This window comes from Salinarimonas chemoclinalis (genome assembly GCF_041514305.1).
GTDB classification, from domain to species: Bacteria; Pseudomonadota; Alphaproteobacteria; order Rhizobiales; family Beijerinckiaceae; genus Salinarimonas; species Salinarimonas chemoclinalis.
Genome location: NZ_JBGMWH010000001.1, coordinates 312,563 through 328,698, shown reverse-complemented (window position 1 = coordinate 328,698; position 16,136 = coordinate 312,563). Strand labels below are relative to the sequence as shown.

Below are 16,136 nucleotides of genomic sequence, written 5' to 3'. Positions count from 1 at the left end.
CGGGTGCGCCGTGCCGTGCGTAGACCCCGGCGAAGGAGGCGGGTCGACATGAACGCTGCGGAGATATTCACGCTCGGGAAGGCGGGCCTTTGGCTCCTCCTGCCCATCGCCTTCGGCGTCTGGCAGCTCGTGTCGGTGCGCCGCGAGATCCGGCGCGACCGCGAGGCGGCGGGCCGCGAGGCCGCGCGCACGCCGCCTACCAGCTGATTTCGAACAGGCAGGCGTCGTCGCCGCGGCCCTCGCAGGCGGTCTGTCGGCAGCGGGCGCGCGGATGGACGAGGGCGCGCCAGAGCGCCTCGAACGTGCCTGCGTAGAAGGCGCAGCCCGGCAGCGCGAGGCGCGCACCCGAGACGAGCGGGCAGCCGCCGATCCGTACCCGCGCGGGCGCGGTGGCCAGGACGGAAAAGGCGCCGGACCCCGCGAAGGTCCAGGAATGACGCGCCACCGCCTTCAGGAGGAGCCGGCTCGCGAGCCGCGCCGGGAGGCGGGCGAGGACCCACCGGGCCGGCGCGGGAATGCGGTGCGCGAGCAGGTAGCGGCCGGTGCGCAGCCCGGCCTCGAAGCCGAGGTCGGCCGCCCGCGCCTCGCCGACGGCCGCGCGCAGCACGGCGTGGAGCGCCACCACCTCGCGCTCGTCGACCATCGCCTCGGGGACCGCGAAGACGTAGGGCTCGAGCCCCGCCTGGACGAGGATGCGCCCGGTCTCCCGGCGGCCGAGCGCCTCGAGCAGCACCTCGCGCATCTGGATGATGGCGTTGGGCCCGATCCGCGCCGTCACCGGAGCGGTCGACGCATCCGCGTCACCGTGGGAGGCGAGGGGTGCGGCCGAGGGCGCGCTCATCGCTCAGGCGTCCTCTTCCATCTGCTGCTTGCCGCCGCCGCAGGCCATGACCGCACCCTCGCGGCGATCGGGGAGAACGCCCGCCGGCGTCTCGCGCACGTCCGCCCGCGCGGCCTTCGCGACAGCCGCGCGCTCGCGCAGCGCCGCGCTCTGCTTGGCCTGGCGATGCGCCTTGGCGCGGTCCGCCGCCGCCTGCCACTCGTCCGCCTGGGCGGGGGCGATGGTGCGGGTCTCGTCGAAGTGGAAGTCCACCTTGCCCTTCGACTGCGGCCCCCAGTAGTTCACCTTGCCGAGATCGTAGAACGTCCTCGCGAAGCCGGCCTTCAGGAAGGCCTTCAGGCAGCCGAGCAGGTAGCGCCGTCGGAAGCCCTTGCCCTTCCACGGGTAGTCGAACAGCGCCTTCTTCATGTAGAAGCGCCGGTAGTTGTTCATCACCCGGTCGAGCAGCTCGCCGCGCTCCATCGCGTCCGGCTTGATGATCGGCGTGACGAAGTTGTACTTGTCGAAGTCGTAGATCTCGACCTTGTCGCCCAGCTCCTGGAAGAGCGGCGTATAGGGCCAGGGCGTGTACATCGACCAGTTGGCGAGGTCCGGGTCCCAGTCCCGCGCCATCTGGTAGGTCTCCTCCAGCGTCTCGGCGGTCTCGTTCTCGAGCCCGACGATGAACTGCGCCTCCACGAAGATGTCGGCGTCGCGCAGCGCGCGGATGGCGCGCTTGTTGTCCTCGATCGTGGTCTCCTTGTTGAAGCGGTCGAGCTTCATCTGCGCCGCCGCCTCCGTGCCGAGCGAGACGTGGACGAGGCCGGCCGCGCGGTAGAACTTCAGGTCGTCGATGTCGCGCAGGATGTCGGTGACGCGGGTGTTGATGCCCCACTTGATCCTGTCGGGCAGCCCGCGGTCGATCAGCTCCTGGCAGAAGGCCATGAACTTCTTCTTGTTGATGGTCGGCTCCTCGTCGGCGAGAATGAAGAAGCCCACCTGATGGTCGCGCACCAGCGCCTCGATCTCGTCCACCACCTTCTTCGGGTCGCGCACCCGGTAATCGCGCCAGAATTTCCACTGGCTGCAGAAGGTGCAGGTGAACGGGCAGCCGCGCGCCATGTTCGGGATCGCGACGCGCACGCCGAGCGGGATGTAGATGTACTTCTCCCACTCGAGCAGCGACCAGTCCGGCGAGATCGCGTCGACGTTCTTCACCGTCGGCGCCGCCGGGCTCGCGACGATCGTGTCGCCCTCGCGGAAGGCGAGGCCGCGGATGGCGTTGCGGTCGGCCGGCCAGCGGCCGTTGAGCACGGCCGTGCAGAGATCGACGATGATCTCCTCGCCCTCGCCGCGCACCACCACGTCGATCCAGGGCGCCTCGGAGAGCACCTGCTTGTACATGAAGGTCGCGTGCACGCCGCCGATGACGGTGACGATCTCGGGATTCACCTCCTTGGCGATCTCGAGCACCCGCTCCGCCTTGTAGATCGAGGGCGTGATGGCGGTCGTCCCGACCATGTCGGGGTTCGCCTTCTCGATCTCGGCGCGGATCTCCTCGTCGGAGAGGTGGTTCGTCATCGCATCGACGAAGACGACGTCGGTGAAGCCCGCGTTCTTCAGCGATCCGGCCAGGTAGGCCACCCAGGCGGGGGGCCAGTTCCCGGCGATCTCGGCGCCGCCGGAATGGTAGTTGGGGTGGATCAGCATGATGCGCATGGGGGAGCCTCCCGACGATCGTTGTCAGGAAAGGCTGACACATCATGACGTCAGGCAACGTGATCTAGATCAAGGCTCCGCAATCGCCCGAGGGACACGGCCGCGACGGCCGCGCGCCGGGCTCACCGCGTCTCGACCACCGCCGTCTCCAGCTCCGCCGTTTCCAGCTCCGCCACGTCGCGCCGCAGACCGTTCTCTTCGGCGAACGCCTCCTCAACGGCCCGGCGCGCGCTGATGCCGAGGCGCTCGTCGGCCTTCTCGCGCAGGCTCGCCGTCATCTGCGCCTCGCGGAAGGGGCGGAAGTCGGCGAGGCCCGCGGGCCGCCCGTCGCGGCCGCGGAAGACGAGCGGTCCCTGGTTGGTCATGACGATGTCGCCGCGGCGCAGGGTCATGTCGAGGCGGATATCGAGCCGCTCGGCGACGCGCCGGTTCGGCCCCTGGCACGAGCAGGTGTCGTCGGTCGAGGTGCGATAGGCGCCCGCCATCGGCACGTCGACGTAGCGCATGCCGTCGGCGGCGCGGGCATGGTCGAGATCGTCCTCGCCCGGCGCGAGCACGAAGAGCTTCGTCGGCGCGCCGGGGCAACCGGCGTTGCAGGCGAGGTCGTGCAGCGGCAGGTCGCGCTGCGACGCGAGATCGCCGACGGGGAAGGCGTAGCCGTCGCACATGCGCACGCACATCGTGCGGCCGGCGGCGCCGGCCGCGACCTGCGCGGGGCGCCGCGAGGTCACCGCGGCCTCGGTCGTCGCGGGCTGCGGCACGGAGGGCAGCACCCGATGCCGCCGCGCGAAGGCGTCGCGCGGCGGCGGCGGCGCGTTCACCTGCTGCGTAGCGGGAGCGCGGGCGTCCGCCCGGAAGAAATCGAGCGCTCCGGTCGCCTCGACGGCGCTCGGCGCGAGAGCCGGCGCAAGGCCGGCGGCGAGGAGGGCGATGCCGGCGAGTCGCACGGCGAGTCGCACGGAGCCGCTCTCGCGCGGCGTATCGCCGGCGCGTCGGCCAGATTTGCGCATGGTCACGGCTGTACCCCGGTGGGTCGTTCCAGAATTCGGAACGGCAAGTCTCCATCCGGGGAAGAGTTCCGTAGCCGAAAATCGTCCTATTGCCGAAGAGCGCCGGCGGACATGGCTTCCAGCCGCCGCTCGAAGATCTCCCGCACCCGCTTGCGGGTCTCCCCGAGTTCCGCCGCGAGGCGCGCCGGATCGGGGACGCCGGCCTCCGCCGCCAGCCGCCGCAGGATCGCGGGCGGCGCGCTCTTCGGGTCGAAACGCCCCTCCACCGTGAGACGCTGCCAGTGGAAGACCCGCGTCAGCAGCGCCTGCGCGGCGAGGAGCACGTCCGCCTCCTCGCCCGTCAGGAAGCCCGCGTCCCCGGCATGCGCCAGCGCGAGGCCCGGCGACAGGCCGACGAGGCCCGGGCGCGCGTGCGCGTTCGCCAGCACGAAGGCCTGGGCGAGGAAGTCGAGATCGGTGAGGCCGCCGGCGGCGAGCTTCATGTCCCAGGCGTCGCCCTCGCCCTTCTCGCGGGCGACGAGCCGGCGCATGGCGAGCACCTCCCGGGCGACCATCGCCGGGTCGCGCGCCAGCCCCACCACGTCGGCGATCGCGCGGGTCGCGTCCGCGGCGAGGCCGCCGTCGCCGGCCACCACCCGCGCGCGGGTCAGCGCCATGTGCTCCCACAATTCCGCGTCCTCGCGCTGGTAGGCGAGGAAGCCGCGGAACTGCGTCGCGACCGGCCCGGAGCGCCCGGAGGGCCGAAGCCGCAGGTCCACCTCGTAGAGCGCCCCGCGTCGGGTCGGCGCGGTCAGCGCCGAGACGAGCCGCTGGGTCAGGCGGGTGTAGTAGACCGTGGCGTCCACCGCCTTGCGCCCGTCGCTCTCGCGGTTCTCGTGGTCGTAGTCGTAGAGGACGACGAGATCGAGGTCCGACGTCGCCGTCATCTCCCGCGTGCCGAGCCGGCCGAGGCCGAGGATGGCGATGCGCCCCCCGGGCACGCGGCCGTAGTCGGCCACGAACTCGCGCTCCACCGCCTCGTAGGAGGTCTGCACCACCGCCTGGGCGATGGCGGCGTAGGCCTGGCCGGCGCGCTCGGGCGAGAACACGCCCGACAGCATCCGCGCCCCGGTAACGAACGTCGCCTGGCGGGTGACGTCGCGGGTCCGGTCGAGGAAGTCCTCGAAGGAGGCGGGGTTGCCGAGCGCGTCGCGGACCTGCACGAGCATCTCGCCCTCGTCGACGATCGGGTCGCCGAAGGCGGGATCGATGATCGCATCCAGCACGTGGGGGCTCTTCGCCACGGTGTCGGCGAGGCGCGGCGCCGTGCCGAGCAGGTCGGCGAACAGCGTGAGCAGGCGATCGTGGTTGAGGAGGATCGTCATCAGCTCGACGGCGGCCTTCATGCGGCCGAACACGGCGTCGAGCCGTTCCAGCGCACCGTCCGGATCCGCCGTGCCGCCGAGCCCGGCGAGCAAGGCCGGCGTCAGCTCGGTCAGCACCTCGCGGGCGCGGGCCGAGGTGATCGCGGCGCGTCGCCCGAAATGCCAGCCGCGCACCGTCTCCGCCGCCTTCTCCGGGTCGCGGAAGCCCATCTTGCGCAGCGTGCCGAGCGTCTCCGGGTCGATCTCCGCGCCGGTGAAGACGAGGCTGCCGGCCTCGGAGGCGAGCTCCGGCCCCTCCTCGAACAGGAGCGCGTAGTGCTTCTGCACCGTGCGCGCGACGTCGGTCAGCGCCTTGCCGAAGGCCTTGGCGCTCTTGTAGCCGCAGAAGCGCGCGAAGCCCTTGAGCGTCGCTTCGTCGGCGGGCAGGCGCTGCGTCTGCTCGTCTGCGACCATCTGGAGCCGATGCTCGATGCCGCGCAGGAAGCGGTAGGCGGCGGCGAGCTCGTCGCGGGCTTCCGCCGTGATCCAGCCCTCCGCCTGGAGTTCGGCGAGCATCTCCAGCGTGCGCCGCCCCCTCAGCGAAGGCCGGCGTCCGCCGAAGACGAGTTGCTGCGTCTGCACGAAGAATTCGATCTCGCGAATGCCGCCGCGCCCGAGCTTGATGTCGTGTCCCGCCACCGCGATCTCCGCGTGGCCGCGCACGGCGTGGATCTGGCGCTTCATGGCGTGGACGTCGGCGATCGCCGCGAAGTCGAAGTACTTGCGCCAGACGAAGGGCGCGAGCTCCTCGAGGAAGCCCGCGCCGAGGGCGACGTCCCCGGCGACCGGCCGCGCCTTGATCAGGGCCGCACGCTCCCAGTTCTGGCCGACGCTCTCGTAGTAGGAATAGGCCGAGGGCAGCGCCACCGCCACGGGGGTCGAGCCGGGGTCCGGGCGCAGGCGGTAGTCGACCCGGTGGACGTAGCCCTCGCCGGTGCGCTCCTGCAGCATCTTGGCGAGGTTCTGGGCGAAGCGCGCGTAGAAGGGCGGCGCCTCCATCGGGTCCTTCATCGCCTCGCAGGCGGGATCGAAGAAGACGACGAGGTCGATGTCGCTGGAATAGTTCAGCTCGCGCCCGCCGTGCTTGCCGAGCGCGAGGATCACCGCGCCCGTGCCGCGACCGGGCTCGTCCGGATCGGGCAGCGTCAGCTTGCCGGCGGCGGCGGCCTCGACGAGGAGCGTGTCCGCCGCGCCCGCCACCGAGGCGTCGGCGAAGTCCGAGAGCGCGGCGACGACCCGGTCGACGTCCCAGACGCCGCCGATATCGGCGAGCGCGACGAGGAGCGCGTGCTCGGCCCGCGCCCGCCGCAGCGCCTTCGCCACGTCCTCCCGGCGCGCCTCCCCGGCGGCGACCGCGCGGAAGCGGCCGCGCTGCTCGGCGACGATGCGCGCGTGGCTCTCCTCCGGCGCGGCGAGCGCGAGCCGGGCGAGTCGCTCCGGCCGCGAGGCGAGGCGCGTGAGGAAGGGCGAGTGCTCGAAGATCAGGCCGACGAGGTTGCGCAGCGGACCGCTCTCCAGGTGGGGGGCGAGCGGCGCGGTCGCCGCGTCGGCGCGTGCGGCGTCGACGAGCTCGGAAAGGCGCGCCTTGGCGATCTTCGCCGAGCAGGTCGGGCAGGCGTCGCAGAGGCGGGCGACGAGGGCTGTGGTGTCTGTCATGGCGGTCGGGTGCGTCCTCCGGGGCGCCGACAATAGCGTGTCGCGCCCGCGTGTCATGCCCGTCTCCCGCGCGCCGCGGTGGATTGACGTCTCCCCGCGCGGCGTGCTCTCTGCCCGCAAGCGACCGGATCCGGCATGAAACGATCGACAGCGCTCTCCCTGCCCAACCTCCTCACCTACGGGCGCTGCCTCGCCGTGCCGGCCGTGGTGGTCCTGCTGTTCTGGCCCAACGAGAGCTGGGCGCGCTGGTGGGCGCTCGGCATCTTCGTCGCCGCCGCGATCACCGACTATTTCGATGGCTGGCTCGCCCGCGCCTGGAACCAGCAATCGGCGCTGGGGCGCATGCTCGACCCGATCGCCGACAAGCTGCTCGTGGCGGCGGTGCTCATGATGCTCGTCGCCCACGAGACGATCGCGGGCTGGAACATCTGGGCGGCGATCGTCATCCTCCTGCGCGAGATCCTGGTCTCGGGCCTGCGCGAGTTCCTCGCCGAGCTGAAGGTCTCGGTACCGGTGTCGCGGGTGGCGAAGTACAAGACGACTCTCCAACTCGTGGCGCTCGGCTTCCTCGTCGCCGGGCCGGCGGGCGACCAGGTCTTCGCCTGGACGACGGTCACGGGCCTCGTCCTGCTGTGGGCGGCGGCGCTGCTGACGCTCTGGACGGGCTGGGACTACATGCGCGCGGGATTGCGCTATCTCGTCGAGGATTGAGAGCGGAACAGGAAGCGCGGGAGCGGGTCGATGGCGGTGAAGGTCCTCTATTTCGCCTGGGTGCGCGAGCGCATCGGCAAGACCGAGGAGGTCGTCGAGCCGCCCGCCGACGTGACGACGATCGCCGACCTCGTCGCCTGGCTGAAGGGCCGCGGCGAGGAATACGCCTACGCCTTCGAGAACGAGACCGTGATCCGCGCGGCCATGGACCAGCTCCACGTCCACCGCGACGCCGTGATCACCGGGGCGGGCGAGATCGCCTTCTTCCCGCCGATGACCGGAGGCTGAGGCCGTGGACGAGAGCGCCCCGCCGCCCCCGCCGATCGTGCCGATCGTCCGCATCCAGGCCGAGCCCTTCGAGGCCGCCGCGGAGGCCGCCGCGCTGGTGCGCGGGCGCACCGACGTCGGCGCGGTCGTGACCTTCACCGGGCTGTGCCGCGACGAGGGCGGGCGTCTCGCCGCGCTCGAGCTCGAGCACTATCCCGGCATGGCGCAGGCCGAGATCGCGCGGGTCGCGGGCGAGGCCGCGCGGCGCTTCCCGCTCCAGGGGCTCGTCGCCATCCACCGCTACGGCGTGATCCGCCCCGGCGACGAGATCGTGCTGGTGGTCGCCGCCTCCCCGCACCGCCGCGCCGCCTTCGAGGCGGCCGACTTCATGATGGACTGGCTCAAGACCAAGGCACCCTTCTGGAAGCGCGAGCACCCGGCGGGCGAGGCGGAGGCCGGCGGCTGGGTCGCCTCCAAGGCCGAGGACGAGCGGGCGGCGGACCGGTGGGTGCGGTGAGCCGATCGGGGACATCCATGCGCATCCGCCCCGCCCATCCCGAAGCGGACGCCGACGCGCTCTGGCGCGTCCTCGAGCCGATGATCCGCGCCGGAGACACCTACACGCTCGAGCGCGACATGAGCCGCGCGGACGCGCTCGCCTACTGGCTGGCGCCGGCGCACGCGACCTTCGTCGCCGAGGGCGACGGCGAGATGTTCGGGACCTACTACATGCGCGCGAACCAGCGCGGCGGCGGGGCGCACGTCGCCAATTGCGGCTACGTCACCGCGGCGGAGGCGAGCGGCCGCGGCGTGGCGCGGGCGATGGCGGCGCATTCGCTGGAGGAGGCCCGCCGCCGCGGCTTTCGCGCGATGCAGTTCAACTTCGTCGTCTCGACCAACGTCCGCGCGGTGCGGCTCTGGGAGAGTCTCGGCTTCGACGTCGTCGGGAGGCTGCCGGGCGCCTTCGCGCACCCGACGATGGGGGAGGTGGACGCGCTGGTCATGTATCGGAGGCTGTGAGCACGGGCCGTCACCCCGGGTCGCGAAGCGGACCCGGGGTGACAGTGGTCGCGACCGCGCTCAGCTCGTAGCCGCCCCCTCCACCATCCGCGCCACCGCCGCCTCCAGCCGATCCAGGTCCTCCTCCCGCGAGAGGCGGTGGTCGCCGTCCCCGATCAGCGTCATCGTCACCGAATCGGAGGCCATCGCCTCCATGGTCTCCACCGCATGGCGCCAGGGAACGTCGGGGTCCTTCATGCCCTGGAGGATGTGGACGGGGCAGCCGGTGGCGATCGGCCCGTCCATCAGGAGATGCCGGCGGCCGTCCTCGATGAGCGCCCGGGTGATCGGCGTCGGGTCGCCGTACTCGGACGGGGCGTGGAACACGCCCTCGCGCAGGATCGTGTCGCGCACCGCTCGCGGAAAATGCGCCCACATCAGGCGCTCGGTGAAGTCCGCCGCCGGCGCGATCAGCACCATGCCGGCGGGCGCCTTGGGCGTGCCGGCGAGGGCGCGGGCGACGAGGAGCGCGATCCAGCCGCCCATGGAGGACCCCACCAGCACCGGCGGGCGGTCGACGAAGCGGTCGACGACGCCGAGCGCGTCCTCCAGCCACGTGGAGATCGTGCCGTCCTCGAAGCGCCCGCCCGATTCGCCGTGGCCCATGTAGTCGAAGCGCACGCACGCGCCGCCGGCGCGTTCGCAGAAGGCGTCGAGCCGCTCGGCCTTGCCGCCGCGCATGTCGCTGCGGAAGCCGCCGAGCCAGACGACGGGGGGCGAATCCGGCCGGCTCGTCGCGGCGCGCGCCTCCACCGCGATGCGCCGCGCCGCCGAGCCGGTGCCGATCTCGATCATTTCCGCCATGGTTTTACCAAACCTCAACGCTGTTTCAGGCGTTACTGCGTAGATCCGCGCGCGGGCCGCAGCCGCGCCGCGCCATGCTCGAGGCCCGCCCCATGTCATCGCGTTCGCCACGGCCCCGCCAGCCTCCGACCCGTGCCTTAGCACGCGGGGCGCCCGGCGCGCGAGGCGCCGCATGAGCGCCGCGCGCGACGTCGCCTTCGATCCCGCCGCCCATCCGCTCGCCGGGCGCACGATCCTGCAGATCATTCCCGAACTGGAGGCCGGCGGCGCCGAGCGCACGGCGGTCGACGTCGCGGCCGGGCTCGCGGCGGTGGGCGCGCGCGCCCTCGTCGCCACCGAGGGCGGGCGGCTCGTCGGCGAGCTCCAGGCGAAGGGGGGCATCTGGGTGCCCTTTCCGGCGGCGACGAAGAACCCGCTCTCGATGCTGCGCAACGTGCGCCGGCTCGCGCGGCTCTCCCTCGACGAGGGCGTCGCGCTGATCCACGCCCGCTCGCGGGCGCCGGCCTGGTCGGCGCTCGGCGCGGCGCGGGCGCTGTCGCTCCCCTTCGTGACGACCTATCACGGCTCCTACCAGAGCCGCACGGGCCTGAAGCATCGCTACAACCGCATCATGGCGCGCGGCGACATCGTCATCGCCAACTCGCACTACACCGCTGGGCTGATCGCCGGCCTCTACCCGGAGGCCGAGCCGCGGCTGCGGGTGATCCACCGCGGCACGGATCTCTCCGCCTACGCCCCCTCCGCCGTGGCGCCGGAACGGATCGAGGCGCTGCGGGCGGAGTGGGGCGTCGCGCCCCACCAGCGCGTCGTTCTGCTCGCCGCCCGCCTCACCGGCTGGAAGGGGCAGAGCGTCCTCATCGAGGCTGCGGCGCGGCTGAAGAGTTGGGGGCTGTCGGACGTCGTCTTCGTCCTCGCCGGCGATCCGCAGGGGCGCGAGGGCTACGTGCGCGAGCTCGACGGGCTCGTCGCCGCGCGCGGCGTCGCGGACCTGGTGCGGCGGGTGGGCCACTGCACGGACATGCCCGCCGCCTTCCTCGGCGCGTCCGTGGTGACGGTGCCCTCGACGGAACCGGAGGCCTTCGGCCGCTCGGCCGTGGAGGCGCAGGCGATGGGCACGCCGGTCGTGGTCTCGGACCTCGGCGCCGTGCCCGAGACCGTGCTCGCCCCGCCGCAGGTCGAGCCCTCCCAGCGCACCGGCTGGCGCGTCGCCGCCGGGGACGCGGAGGCGCTCGCCGATGCGATCGCCGAGGCGCTCACGCTCGGCGCCAGCGCCCGGGAGGCGATGGCGCTGCGTGCGCGACTCCATGTCGAGCGGCACTTCTCCCTCGACCGCATGGTCGCCGACACGCTCGACGTCTACGCGACGCTGCTGGCGCGCCGAGGCGGCTGAGCGACCTCACGGCCGCCGCAGGCCGGCAGTGTCCACCGGCACGCTGTCCGACAGGCTGAGAAGGCTGTCGTGCAGGAGCTGGATCTGGTAGGCGGGATTGTGCACCCAGCCGCCGGGGTCCTTCTTCACCGCCTGATAATTGTAGGCCGCCGCCAGCAGGCGCGGCGTCCAGCTCGCGTAGCGGTTGGGCGGAATGGCGTCCTCCGGCGCGATCGCCCCGTCCCCGTCCGCATCGGCGAAGAAATAGGGGAAGCTGTCCGCGTAGACGATCGGCGCGCCGGCGACGTCGGCCGCGTAGGTGCGGATCGCCGTGTAGAGCATGGCGTGGAGGCCCTGGATCTCGGAGAGGATGCCGCCCGAGCGATCGCCGTTGCCGTCGAAGTCCGCGTGGCGCATGCGGATCGCCCGGATGTCGTCGACGCCCTGGTGGCAGGCGAAGCACGAGTCGGTGGCGACCTGCGTCGTGTGCGGCTGGTGGCAGGCGACGCAGGTCGCGGCGCTCGGCACGTGCTCGAAGGTCTGGGCGTAGGAGAAGCCGGGATACTGGAAGCCGCCGCGCACGTCCGAGCCGTGCATGGTCGCCGCCGCGACGCCGTAGTGGATGTTGAGGAAGCGCAGATCGCCGGAGACCGTGTCCCATTCGAGCCCCGCGGTCGCGGCGGCGACGGCGTCGCCGGACTGGCGGCCCTGGTGGCAGACCGTGCACGCCGCCGACGCGTCGAGCGAATCGACGACCACGCCGGAGGGGAACGTCACGGCATCGAGCGCGTGCGCGGCTTGCGTGTGGCACGAGGCGCAGCCGATCGGGGCGTTGATCGCGGCCGGCGCGTCGACGGCACCGGCCGCGCTGCCGTCGGCGCCGAGGAAGTCGACGAAGCCGGGCTGGGAGTGGCAGGCGGCGCAGGCCACCGGCACCTCGCCCTCGGCGTTCCAGTGCGTGAACGAGCCCGAGTGGTAGTCCCCGTGCGGGGAGGCGAGCCAGCGCTCGACGATGGCGGCGAGCCGGTCGAGCTCGCTCGAGCCCGCGCTTTCCTGCGCCTGCGCCTGCAAAGGCGCGACGAGCAGGGCCAGGAGGGCGAGCATGGCCAGGAGGGCGAGCATGGCGAGACGTCCGTTCCCCACCCAGGCGGTCAGCATGGCACATCTCCCGTCGTCGCGCAGTGAAGTCGACCCGAACCCGCGACAGGGTGCGGCAACGTCTTGACCTTGGCAAGCCTCCAGGGTGGACTGACGGCACCTTTCATCGAGCCGGTTTTCGAGAGCCGGCTTACACTTGCCGGCTTCCGAGAAGCCGGCGTACACGAGCCGAGAGCGCGATGGACACGCAGGACGCCGCCGGGAGACCGCGCGACTTCGACGCCGGGGAGGCGCCCGCGGGCGGATCGGCCCACCGATCCGCCCGTCTGCCCGGCCCCGCCCTGGCGGCGCTCTACCTCGCCTTCTGCGCCGTCGCGCCCGCGCTCGCGCTCGCGACGATCGGCGACGCGGCCCCCCTCGGCGGGTGGGAGACGGTCGCGACCGGGCTCGGCCTCGTGGCGCTGGCCGCGATGGCGGTGCAGCTCGTCACCTCCGGGCGATTCGACGCGGTGTCCGGACGGCTCGGCATCGACCGGATCATGGCCTTCCACAAGCTGATCGCCTGGTGGATCCTCCTCGCGCTCGTCGCGCACCCGCTCCTCTACGTGCTGCCGACCTGGCTCGCCGATCCCGCGCTCGGGCGCGAGCGGCTCGTCGCCTACCTGACGGCGCCGCACTATCGCAGCGGCGTCGTGGCGCTCGCGGCGCTCGCGCTCCTCGTCGTCGGCGGGGCGCTGCGCGAGCGGCTTCCCTGGCGCTACGAGAGCTGGCGCGGCAGCCATCTCGTGCTCGCCCTCGTCGCCGTGGGCGGCGGGCTGCACCACGCGATCACCGCCGGCCGATTCGGCGCGGCGGGACCGGTCAACCTGTTCTGGTGGGCAGTGGCGCTCGGCGCGATCGCGGTGATCGGCGTGCTCTACGGCTGGCGCTGGGCGGCGCTGCACCGGCGGCCCTGGCGGCTCGCCTCGGTGACGCGCGAGGCCGACCGGATGTGGGAGCTCGACATCCAGCCGGCCCCCGGCAGCCCGCCCTTCTCCTACCGCGCCGGCCAGTTCGTCTGGATGACGGAGGGCACGCGCCGGTTCCCGCTCCTCGACCATCCCTTCTCCATCGCCGACAGCCCGCTGCGCCCCGGGCTGAGCCTCCTCGTCAAGGAGGCGGGGGATTTCACGAGCCGGGTCGGCGCGCTCGCGCCCGGCACGGCGATCGGCATCGACGGGCCCTACGGCGTCTTCACGCTCGACGCGCACCCGTGCGACGCGGTGGTGCTGATCGCCGGCGGCGCCGGTATCGGGCCGATCATGGGGCTCCTGCGCGACCTCGCCGCCCGGCGCGACCCGCGCCCGATCCGCATCGCCTACGCCGCGGGGCGGCCGGAGAACTTCGCCCGCCTCGACGAGATCCGCGGCTACGCCTCCCTGCTCGACCTCGAGGTCGTGCTCGTCAGCGAGACGAGCGCCGACGGCTGGGACGGGGCCGTGGGCCGGCTCGATCGGGAGCGGCTCGCAGCCCTCCTGCGCGGCCTGGATCCCGCGCGCACCGTCGCCTTCATGTGCGGACCCGGGCCGATGGTGACGGGCGTCTCGGACACGCTGCTCGACGTCGGCCTGCCGATGCGCAACGTCGTCTACGAGCGCTTCGACTACGGCTCGGGGGCGCGCTCGCGCCAGGACCGGCGGCGCTCCCTCGTCATCGTGGCCGTCGGAGCCGGGCTCGCGGCGCTCGTCGGGCTGTTCGCGCTCGCCGCATGAGCCGCCCGGACGGCGATCGCCCGCCGATCGCCCGCCGATCGCCCCGTGCCGGCGGCGGTCTGCACCTTGACTTATGGCGCGATTGCGCAAACATGCTCGATACCGTGATCGATCGACCGTGCGATCACCTTGAACCGGGCACATGCGCCCGACGGCCGGCCGCGATCGCGGCGCGGCCTTCCTGCGCATCCCGCAAACGAGGAGACATCAGCCATTCGCCGACCCATGAGAGCCATGCCGGTGCCCCAGAAGGAGGGTCCGCGCGCCAATCGTGACATTCGCGGCGTCCGCGAGGTTCAGCTCATCGACCAGGAGGGGCAGAACCGCGGGGTCCTGTCGTTCTTCGACGCGCTGCGCGTCGCCGAGGAAGCGGGCCTCGACCTCGTCGAGATCGCGCCCAACTCGGAGCCGCCGGTCTGCAAGCTGCTCGACTACGGCAAGTTCCGGTTCGACCAGCAGAAGAAGGCCTCCGAGGCGCGCAAGAAGCAGAAGACCGTCGAGGTCAAGGAAGTGAAGCTTCGTCCCGCGATCGACAAGCACGATTACGAGACGAAGATGAAGAACGTCCGGCGCTTCTTCGAAGAGGGCGACAAGGTGAAGATCACCCTGCGCTTCCGCGGCCGCGAGATGGCGCACCAGGATCTCGGCCTCAAGCTGCTCGAGCGCGTGAAGGCCGAGACGCAGGAGTTCGCCAAGGTCGAGGTCGAGCCGCAGCTCGAAGGCCGGCAGATGATCATGATCCTGGCCCCGCGCTGACGCGGGGCCTTCCCCGCCGGCGCCCGGGCCGCCCGCGAGGCGGCGCGCACGCGAAGTGCCTCACGCGTCGGCGGGATCGATCTCGTCGAGCGGGACGATAGGCTCGTCCTTGACCTGGTCGAGCGTGAGCGCGGTGCGCACGTTGCGCACGTTCGGCAGCTCGGTCAGCGCGCCGACGAAGGCCTGGAAGGCCGAGAGGTTGGGGGCCACGCACTTCAGGATGAAGTCGATGTCCCCCGACAACGTCCAGCACTCGCGCACAGAGGGCCAGTCCTTCACGTGCGCCTGGAAGGCGACGAGGTCGGACTGCTTCTGGCTCTGCAGCTGCACCATGGCGAAGCACACGACCTCGATGCCGAGCAGCTTGGGATCGACGAGCGCACGATAGCCCCTGATCACGCCGGCTTCCTCGAGCGCGCGTACCCGGCGCAGGCAGGGCGGCGCCGACAGGCCGACGCGGCGGGCGAGCTCCACGTTGGTGATGCTGCCGTCCGCCTGCAATTCGCGCAGGATCGCGAGATCTATGGAATCGAGGCGTCCGCGCACGTAAGAAGAGCTCCGCTGGCCATCGCGCCATGTCGTAGGTAGACCGCCCATGGCTCCCGCACAAGCGGCGTGGCGGAGAAGGCGAGCGTTGTCCCCGTGCCGACGAGCCGTATCCCTCACCGGGACCTCGCGCCCCGCCCCGCGCCGACCCGTGCCGTCGTCCTCACCGACGGCAAGGCCGGCGACGAGATGCAGTGCCTGGGCGTCGCCGAGGCGCTGGGGCTCGTGCCCGAGATCCGCCGCGTCGCCCCGCGCGCCCTCTTCGCCTGGCTCGCGCCCCGCGGCCCGATCGACCCGCGCGAGCGGCCGGGGCGCCCCGGCGGACCGCTGCCGGAGCCCTGGCCGGACCTCGTCGTCGCGTCCGGCCGGCGCGCGGTGCCCTACCTGACGGCGTTGAAGCGCGCGAGCGGCGGCCGCGTCTTCACCGCCTTCCTCAAGGACCCGCGCACGGGGGCGAAAGCCGCCGATTTCGTCTGGGTCGCCGAGCACGACCGGCTGCGCGGCGCGACCGTCCTCGTCACCCTCACCGCGCCCCATCGGGTCTCGCCCGCACGCCTCGCCGCGGCCCGCGCCGCGCCCGACCCGCGGCTCGCCCGGCTGCCGGGTCCGCGCGTCGCGGTGCTCGCGGGCGGCGACAGCCGCCACCACCGCTTCACGCAGGCCGACCAGGCCCGCTTCCTCGCCGACCTCGCCGGCCTCGCCCGCGAGGACGGGGCGCGGCTGATGATCACCGCCTCGCGCCGCACGCCGCCGGCTCTCCGCGCCGGTCTCGCCCGCCTCGCCGACGAGACCGGCGGCTTCTTCTTCGACGGCAGCGTCGCGAACCCGGGCGAGAACCCCTATATCGCCCTCCTGGCGCTCGCGGACGCGATCGTCGTCACGGCCGATTCCACCAACATGCTGGGGGAAGCGGCGGCGGCGGGCGTTCCGGTGCTTGTGTTCTCGCCCTCGGGCGGGCATCGAAAGCTCGATGCGCTGATGCGCGGCCTCGAGGCGCGAGGTGTCGCACGGCCGCTGCGCGGGCGTCTCGAGGGCACGCCGGCCGAGCCGCTGGACGCGACGCCGGTGGTGGCGCGTGCGCTCGCACGGGCCTATCTGGCCCATCGCGACGCGCTGGGCCTGCCGCGCACGGCGCTCCCGGGCGTCGAGACGGAATGAGGAGAATTG

At 72.6% G+C, this 16,136-nt stretch carries 16 protein-coding genes; 9 read left to right on the top strand and 7 right to left on the bottom strand.

The features are described 5' to 3' along the window. Positions 1–48: 48 nt before the first annotated feature. Positions 49–207 carry a hypothetical protein gene (locus AB9M23_RS01560; RefSeq protein ID WP_372421926.1) on the top strand — a complete coding sequence of 53 codons (159 nt, stop codon included), beginning with the start codon at positions 49–51 and terminating at the stop codon, positions 205–207. On the opposite strand, the gene bchJ is transcribed toward AB9M23_RS01560, so the two are convergent. The 4 genes from bchJ to AB9M23_RS01540 form a co-directional block, all read right to left on the bottom strand. Next, positions 197–841: a bacteriochlorophyll 4-vinyl reductase gene (gene bchJ / locus AB9M23_RS01555; RefSeq protein ID WP_372421924.1), complete on the bottom strand. Its 645-nt coding sequence runs from the start codon at positions 839–841 to the stop codon at positions 197–199. The genes AB9M23_RS01560 and bchJ overlap by 11 nt on opposite strands. Positions 842–844: 3 nt before the next feature. After that, positions 845–2,539 (bottom strand): magnesium-protoporphyrin IX monomethyl ester anaerobic oxidative cyclase, encoded by a 1,695-nt coding sequence (bchE, locus tag AB9M23_RS01550; protein ID WP_372421922.1) that lies wholly within the window; start codon positions 2,537–2,539, stop codon positions 845–847. 122 nt (positions 2,540–2,661) lie between these two features. Beyond that, the gene (locus AB9M23_RS01545; RefSeq protein ID WP_372421920.1) at positions 2,662–3,498 is read right to left on the bottom strand and encodes a DUF2865 domain-containing protein; all 837 of its coding nucleotides are present in this window, start codon (positions 3,496–3,498) and stop codon (positions 2,662–2,664) included. Positions 3,499–3,635: 137 nt separating this feature from the next. Continuing rightward, positions 3,636–6,608: a bifunctional [glutamine synthetase] adenylyltransferase/[glutamine synthetase]-adenylyl-L-tyrosine phosphorylase gene (locus AB9M23_RS01540; RefSeq protein WP_372421918.1), complete on the bottom strand. Its 2,973-nt coding sequence runs from the start codon at positions 6,606–6,608 to the stop codon at positions 3,636–3,638. A gap of 135 nt (positions 6,609–6,743) precedes the next feature. On the opposite strand from AB9M23_RS01540, the gene pgsA reads away from it, so the two are divergent. Genes pgsA through AB9M23_RS01520 form a run of 4 tightly spaced genes read left to right on the top strand, consistent with a single transcriptional unit; the run spans position 6,744 to position 8,606 of the window. After that, positions 6,744–7,319, top strand: coding sequence for a CDP-diacylglycerol--glycerol-3-phosphate 3-phosphatidyltransferase (gene pgsA, locus AB9M23_RS01535; RefSeq protein ID WP_372421916.1), 576 nt, complete (start codon positions 6,744–6,746; stop codon positions 7,317–7,319). A 36-nt stretch (positions 7,320–7,355) separates the two neighbouring features. Beyond that, entirely contained in the window at positions 7,356–7,607 is a 252-nt protein-coding gene (gene moaD, locus AB9M23_RS01530) for a molybdopterin converting factor subunit 1 (RefSeq protein ID WP_372422603.1), read from the top strand. 4 nt (positions 7,608–7,611) lie between these two features. Next, positions 7,612–8,103 (top strand): molybdenum cofactor biosynthesis protein MoaE, encoded by a 492-nt coding sequence (locus AB9M23_RS01525; RefSeq protein ID WP_372421914.1) that lies wholly within the window; start codon positions 7,612–7,614, stop codon positions 8,101–8,103. 17 nt (positions 8,104–8,120) lie between these two features. Further along, positions 8,121–8,606 (top strand): GNAT family N-acetyltransferase, encoded by a 486-nt coding sequence (locus tag AB9M23_RS01520; RefSeq protein WP_372421913.1) that lies wholly within the window; start codon positions 8,121–8,123, stop codon positions 8,604–8,606. 60 nt (positions 8,607–8,666) lie between these two features. Here AB9M23_RS01520 and AB9M23_RS01515 read toward each other — a convergent pair whose 3' ends face one another. Next, positions 8,667–9,449: an alpha/beta hydrolase gene (locus AB9M23_RS01515; protein ID WP_372421911.1), complete on the bottom strand. Its 783-nt coding sequence runs from the start codon at positions 9,447–9,449 to the stop codon at positions 8,667–8,669. 172 nt (positions 9,450–9,621) lie between these two features. Between AB9M23_RS01515 and AB9M23_RS01510 the strand changes: the two genes are divergently transcribed. After that, complete coding sequence (locus tag AB9M23_RS01510; RefSeq protein ID WP_372421909.1) at positions 9,622–10,839, top strand: glycosyltransferase family 4 protein; 1,218 nt, start codon at positions 9,622–9,624, stop codon at positions 10,837–10,839. Between the two features lie 6 nt (positions 10,840–10,845). On the opposite strand, the gene AB9M23_RS01505 is transcribed toward AB9M23_RS01510, so the two are convergent. After that, positions 10,846–11,976: a polyheme membrane-associated cytochrome C gene (locus AB9M23_RS01505; protein ID WP_372421907.1), complete on the bottom strand. Its 1,131-nt coding sequence runs from the start codon at positions 11,974–11,976 to the stop codon at positions 10,846–10,848. Between the two features lie 179 nt (positions 11,977–12,155). Here AB9M23_RS01505 and AB9M23_RS01500 point away from each other — a divergent pair, with 179 nt between their 5' ends. Then, complete coding sequence (locus tag AB9M23_RS01500; RefSeq protein ID WP_372421905.1) at positions 12,156–13,667, top strand: ferredoxin reductase family protein; 1,512 nt, start codon at positions 12,156–12,158, stop codon at positions 13,665–13,667. Between the two features lie 234 nt (positions 13,668–13,901). Beyond that, positions 13,902–14,423 (top strand): translation initiation factor IF-3, encoded by a 522-nt coding sequence (infC, locus tag AB9M23_RS01495; RefSeq protein WP_029032163.1) that lies wholly within the window; start codon positions 13,902–13,904, stop codon positions 14,421–14,423. 60 nt (positions 14,424–14,483) lie between these two features. Here the strand turns inward: infC and AB9M23_RS01490 are convergent, their stop codons facing one another. Next, a complete protein-coding gene (locus AB9M23_RS01490) occupies positions 14,484–14,969 on the bottom strand; it encodes an Lrp/AsnC family transcriptional regulator (protein ID WP_372421904.1) in 486 nt (161 codons plus the stop codon). Between the two features lie 96 nt (positions 14,970–15,065). Here AB9M23_RS01490 and AB9M23_RS01485 point away from each other — a divergent pair, with 96 nt between their 5' ends. Beyond that, entirely contained in the window at positions 15,066–16,127 is a 1,062-nt protein-coding gene (locus AB9M23_RS01485) for a mitochondrial fission ELM1 family protein (protein ID WP_372421903.1), read from the top strand. The last annotated feature ends 9 nt before the right edge of the window (positions 16,128–16,136 follow it).

What these genes read in the sequence shown, in the direction of transcription:
- AB9M23_RS01520 (WP_372421913.1), top strand. Translation starts at nt 8,121, where the DNA reads ATGCGCATCCGCCCCGCCCATCCCGAAGCGGACGCCGACGCGCTCTGG.
- AB9M23_RS01560 (WP_372421926.1), top strand. Translation starts at nt 49, where the DNA reads ATGAACGCTGCGGAGATATTCACGCTCGGGAAGGCGGGCCTTTGGCTC.
- pgsA (WP_372421916.1), top strand. Translation starts at nt 6,744, where the DNA reads ATGAAACGATCGACAGCGCTCTCCCTGCCCAACCTCCTCACCTACGGG.
- bchE (WP_372421922.1), bottom strand. Translation starts at nt 2,539, where the DNA reads ATGCGCATCATGCTGATCCACCCCAACTACCATTCCGGCGGCGCCGAG.
- infC (WP_029032163.1), top strand. Translation starts at nt 13,902, where the DNA reads ATGCCGGTGCCCCAGAAGGAGGGTCCGCGCGCCAATCGTGACATTCGC.
- AB9M23_RS01510 (WP_372421909.1), top strand. Translation starts at nt 9,622, where the DNA reads ATGAGCGCCGCGCGCGACGTCGCCTTCGATCCCGCCGCCCATCCGCTC.
- bchJ (WP_372421924.1), bottom strand. Translation starts at nt 841, where the DNA reads ATGAGCGCGCCCTCGGCCGCACCCCTCGCCTCCCACGGTGACGCGGAT.
- AB9M23_RS01500 (WP_372421905.1), top strand. Translation starts at nt 12,156, where the DNA reads ATGGACACGCAGGACGCCGCCGGGAGACCGCGCGACTTCGACGCCGGG.
- AB9M23_RS01505 (WP_372421907.1), bottom strand. Translation starts at nt 11,976, where the DNA reads ATGCTGACCGCCTGGGTGGGGAACGGACGTCTCGCCATGCTCGCCCTC.
- AB9M23_RS01515 (WP_372421911.1), bottom strand. Translation starts at nt 9,449, where the DNA reads ATGGCGGAAATGATCGAGATCGGCACCGGCTCGGCGGCGCGGCGCATC.
- AB9M23_RS01540 (WP_372421918.1), bottom strand. Translation starts at nt 6,608, where the DNA reads ATGACAGACACCACAGCCCTCGTCGCCCGCCTCTGCGACGCCTGCCCG.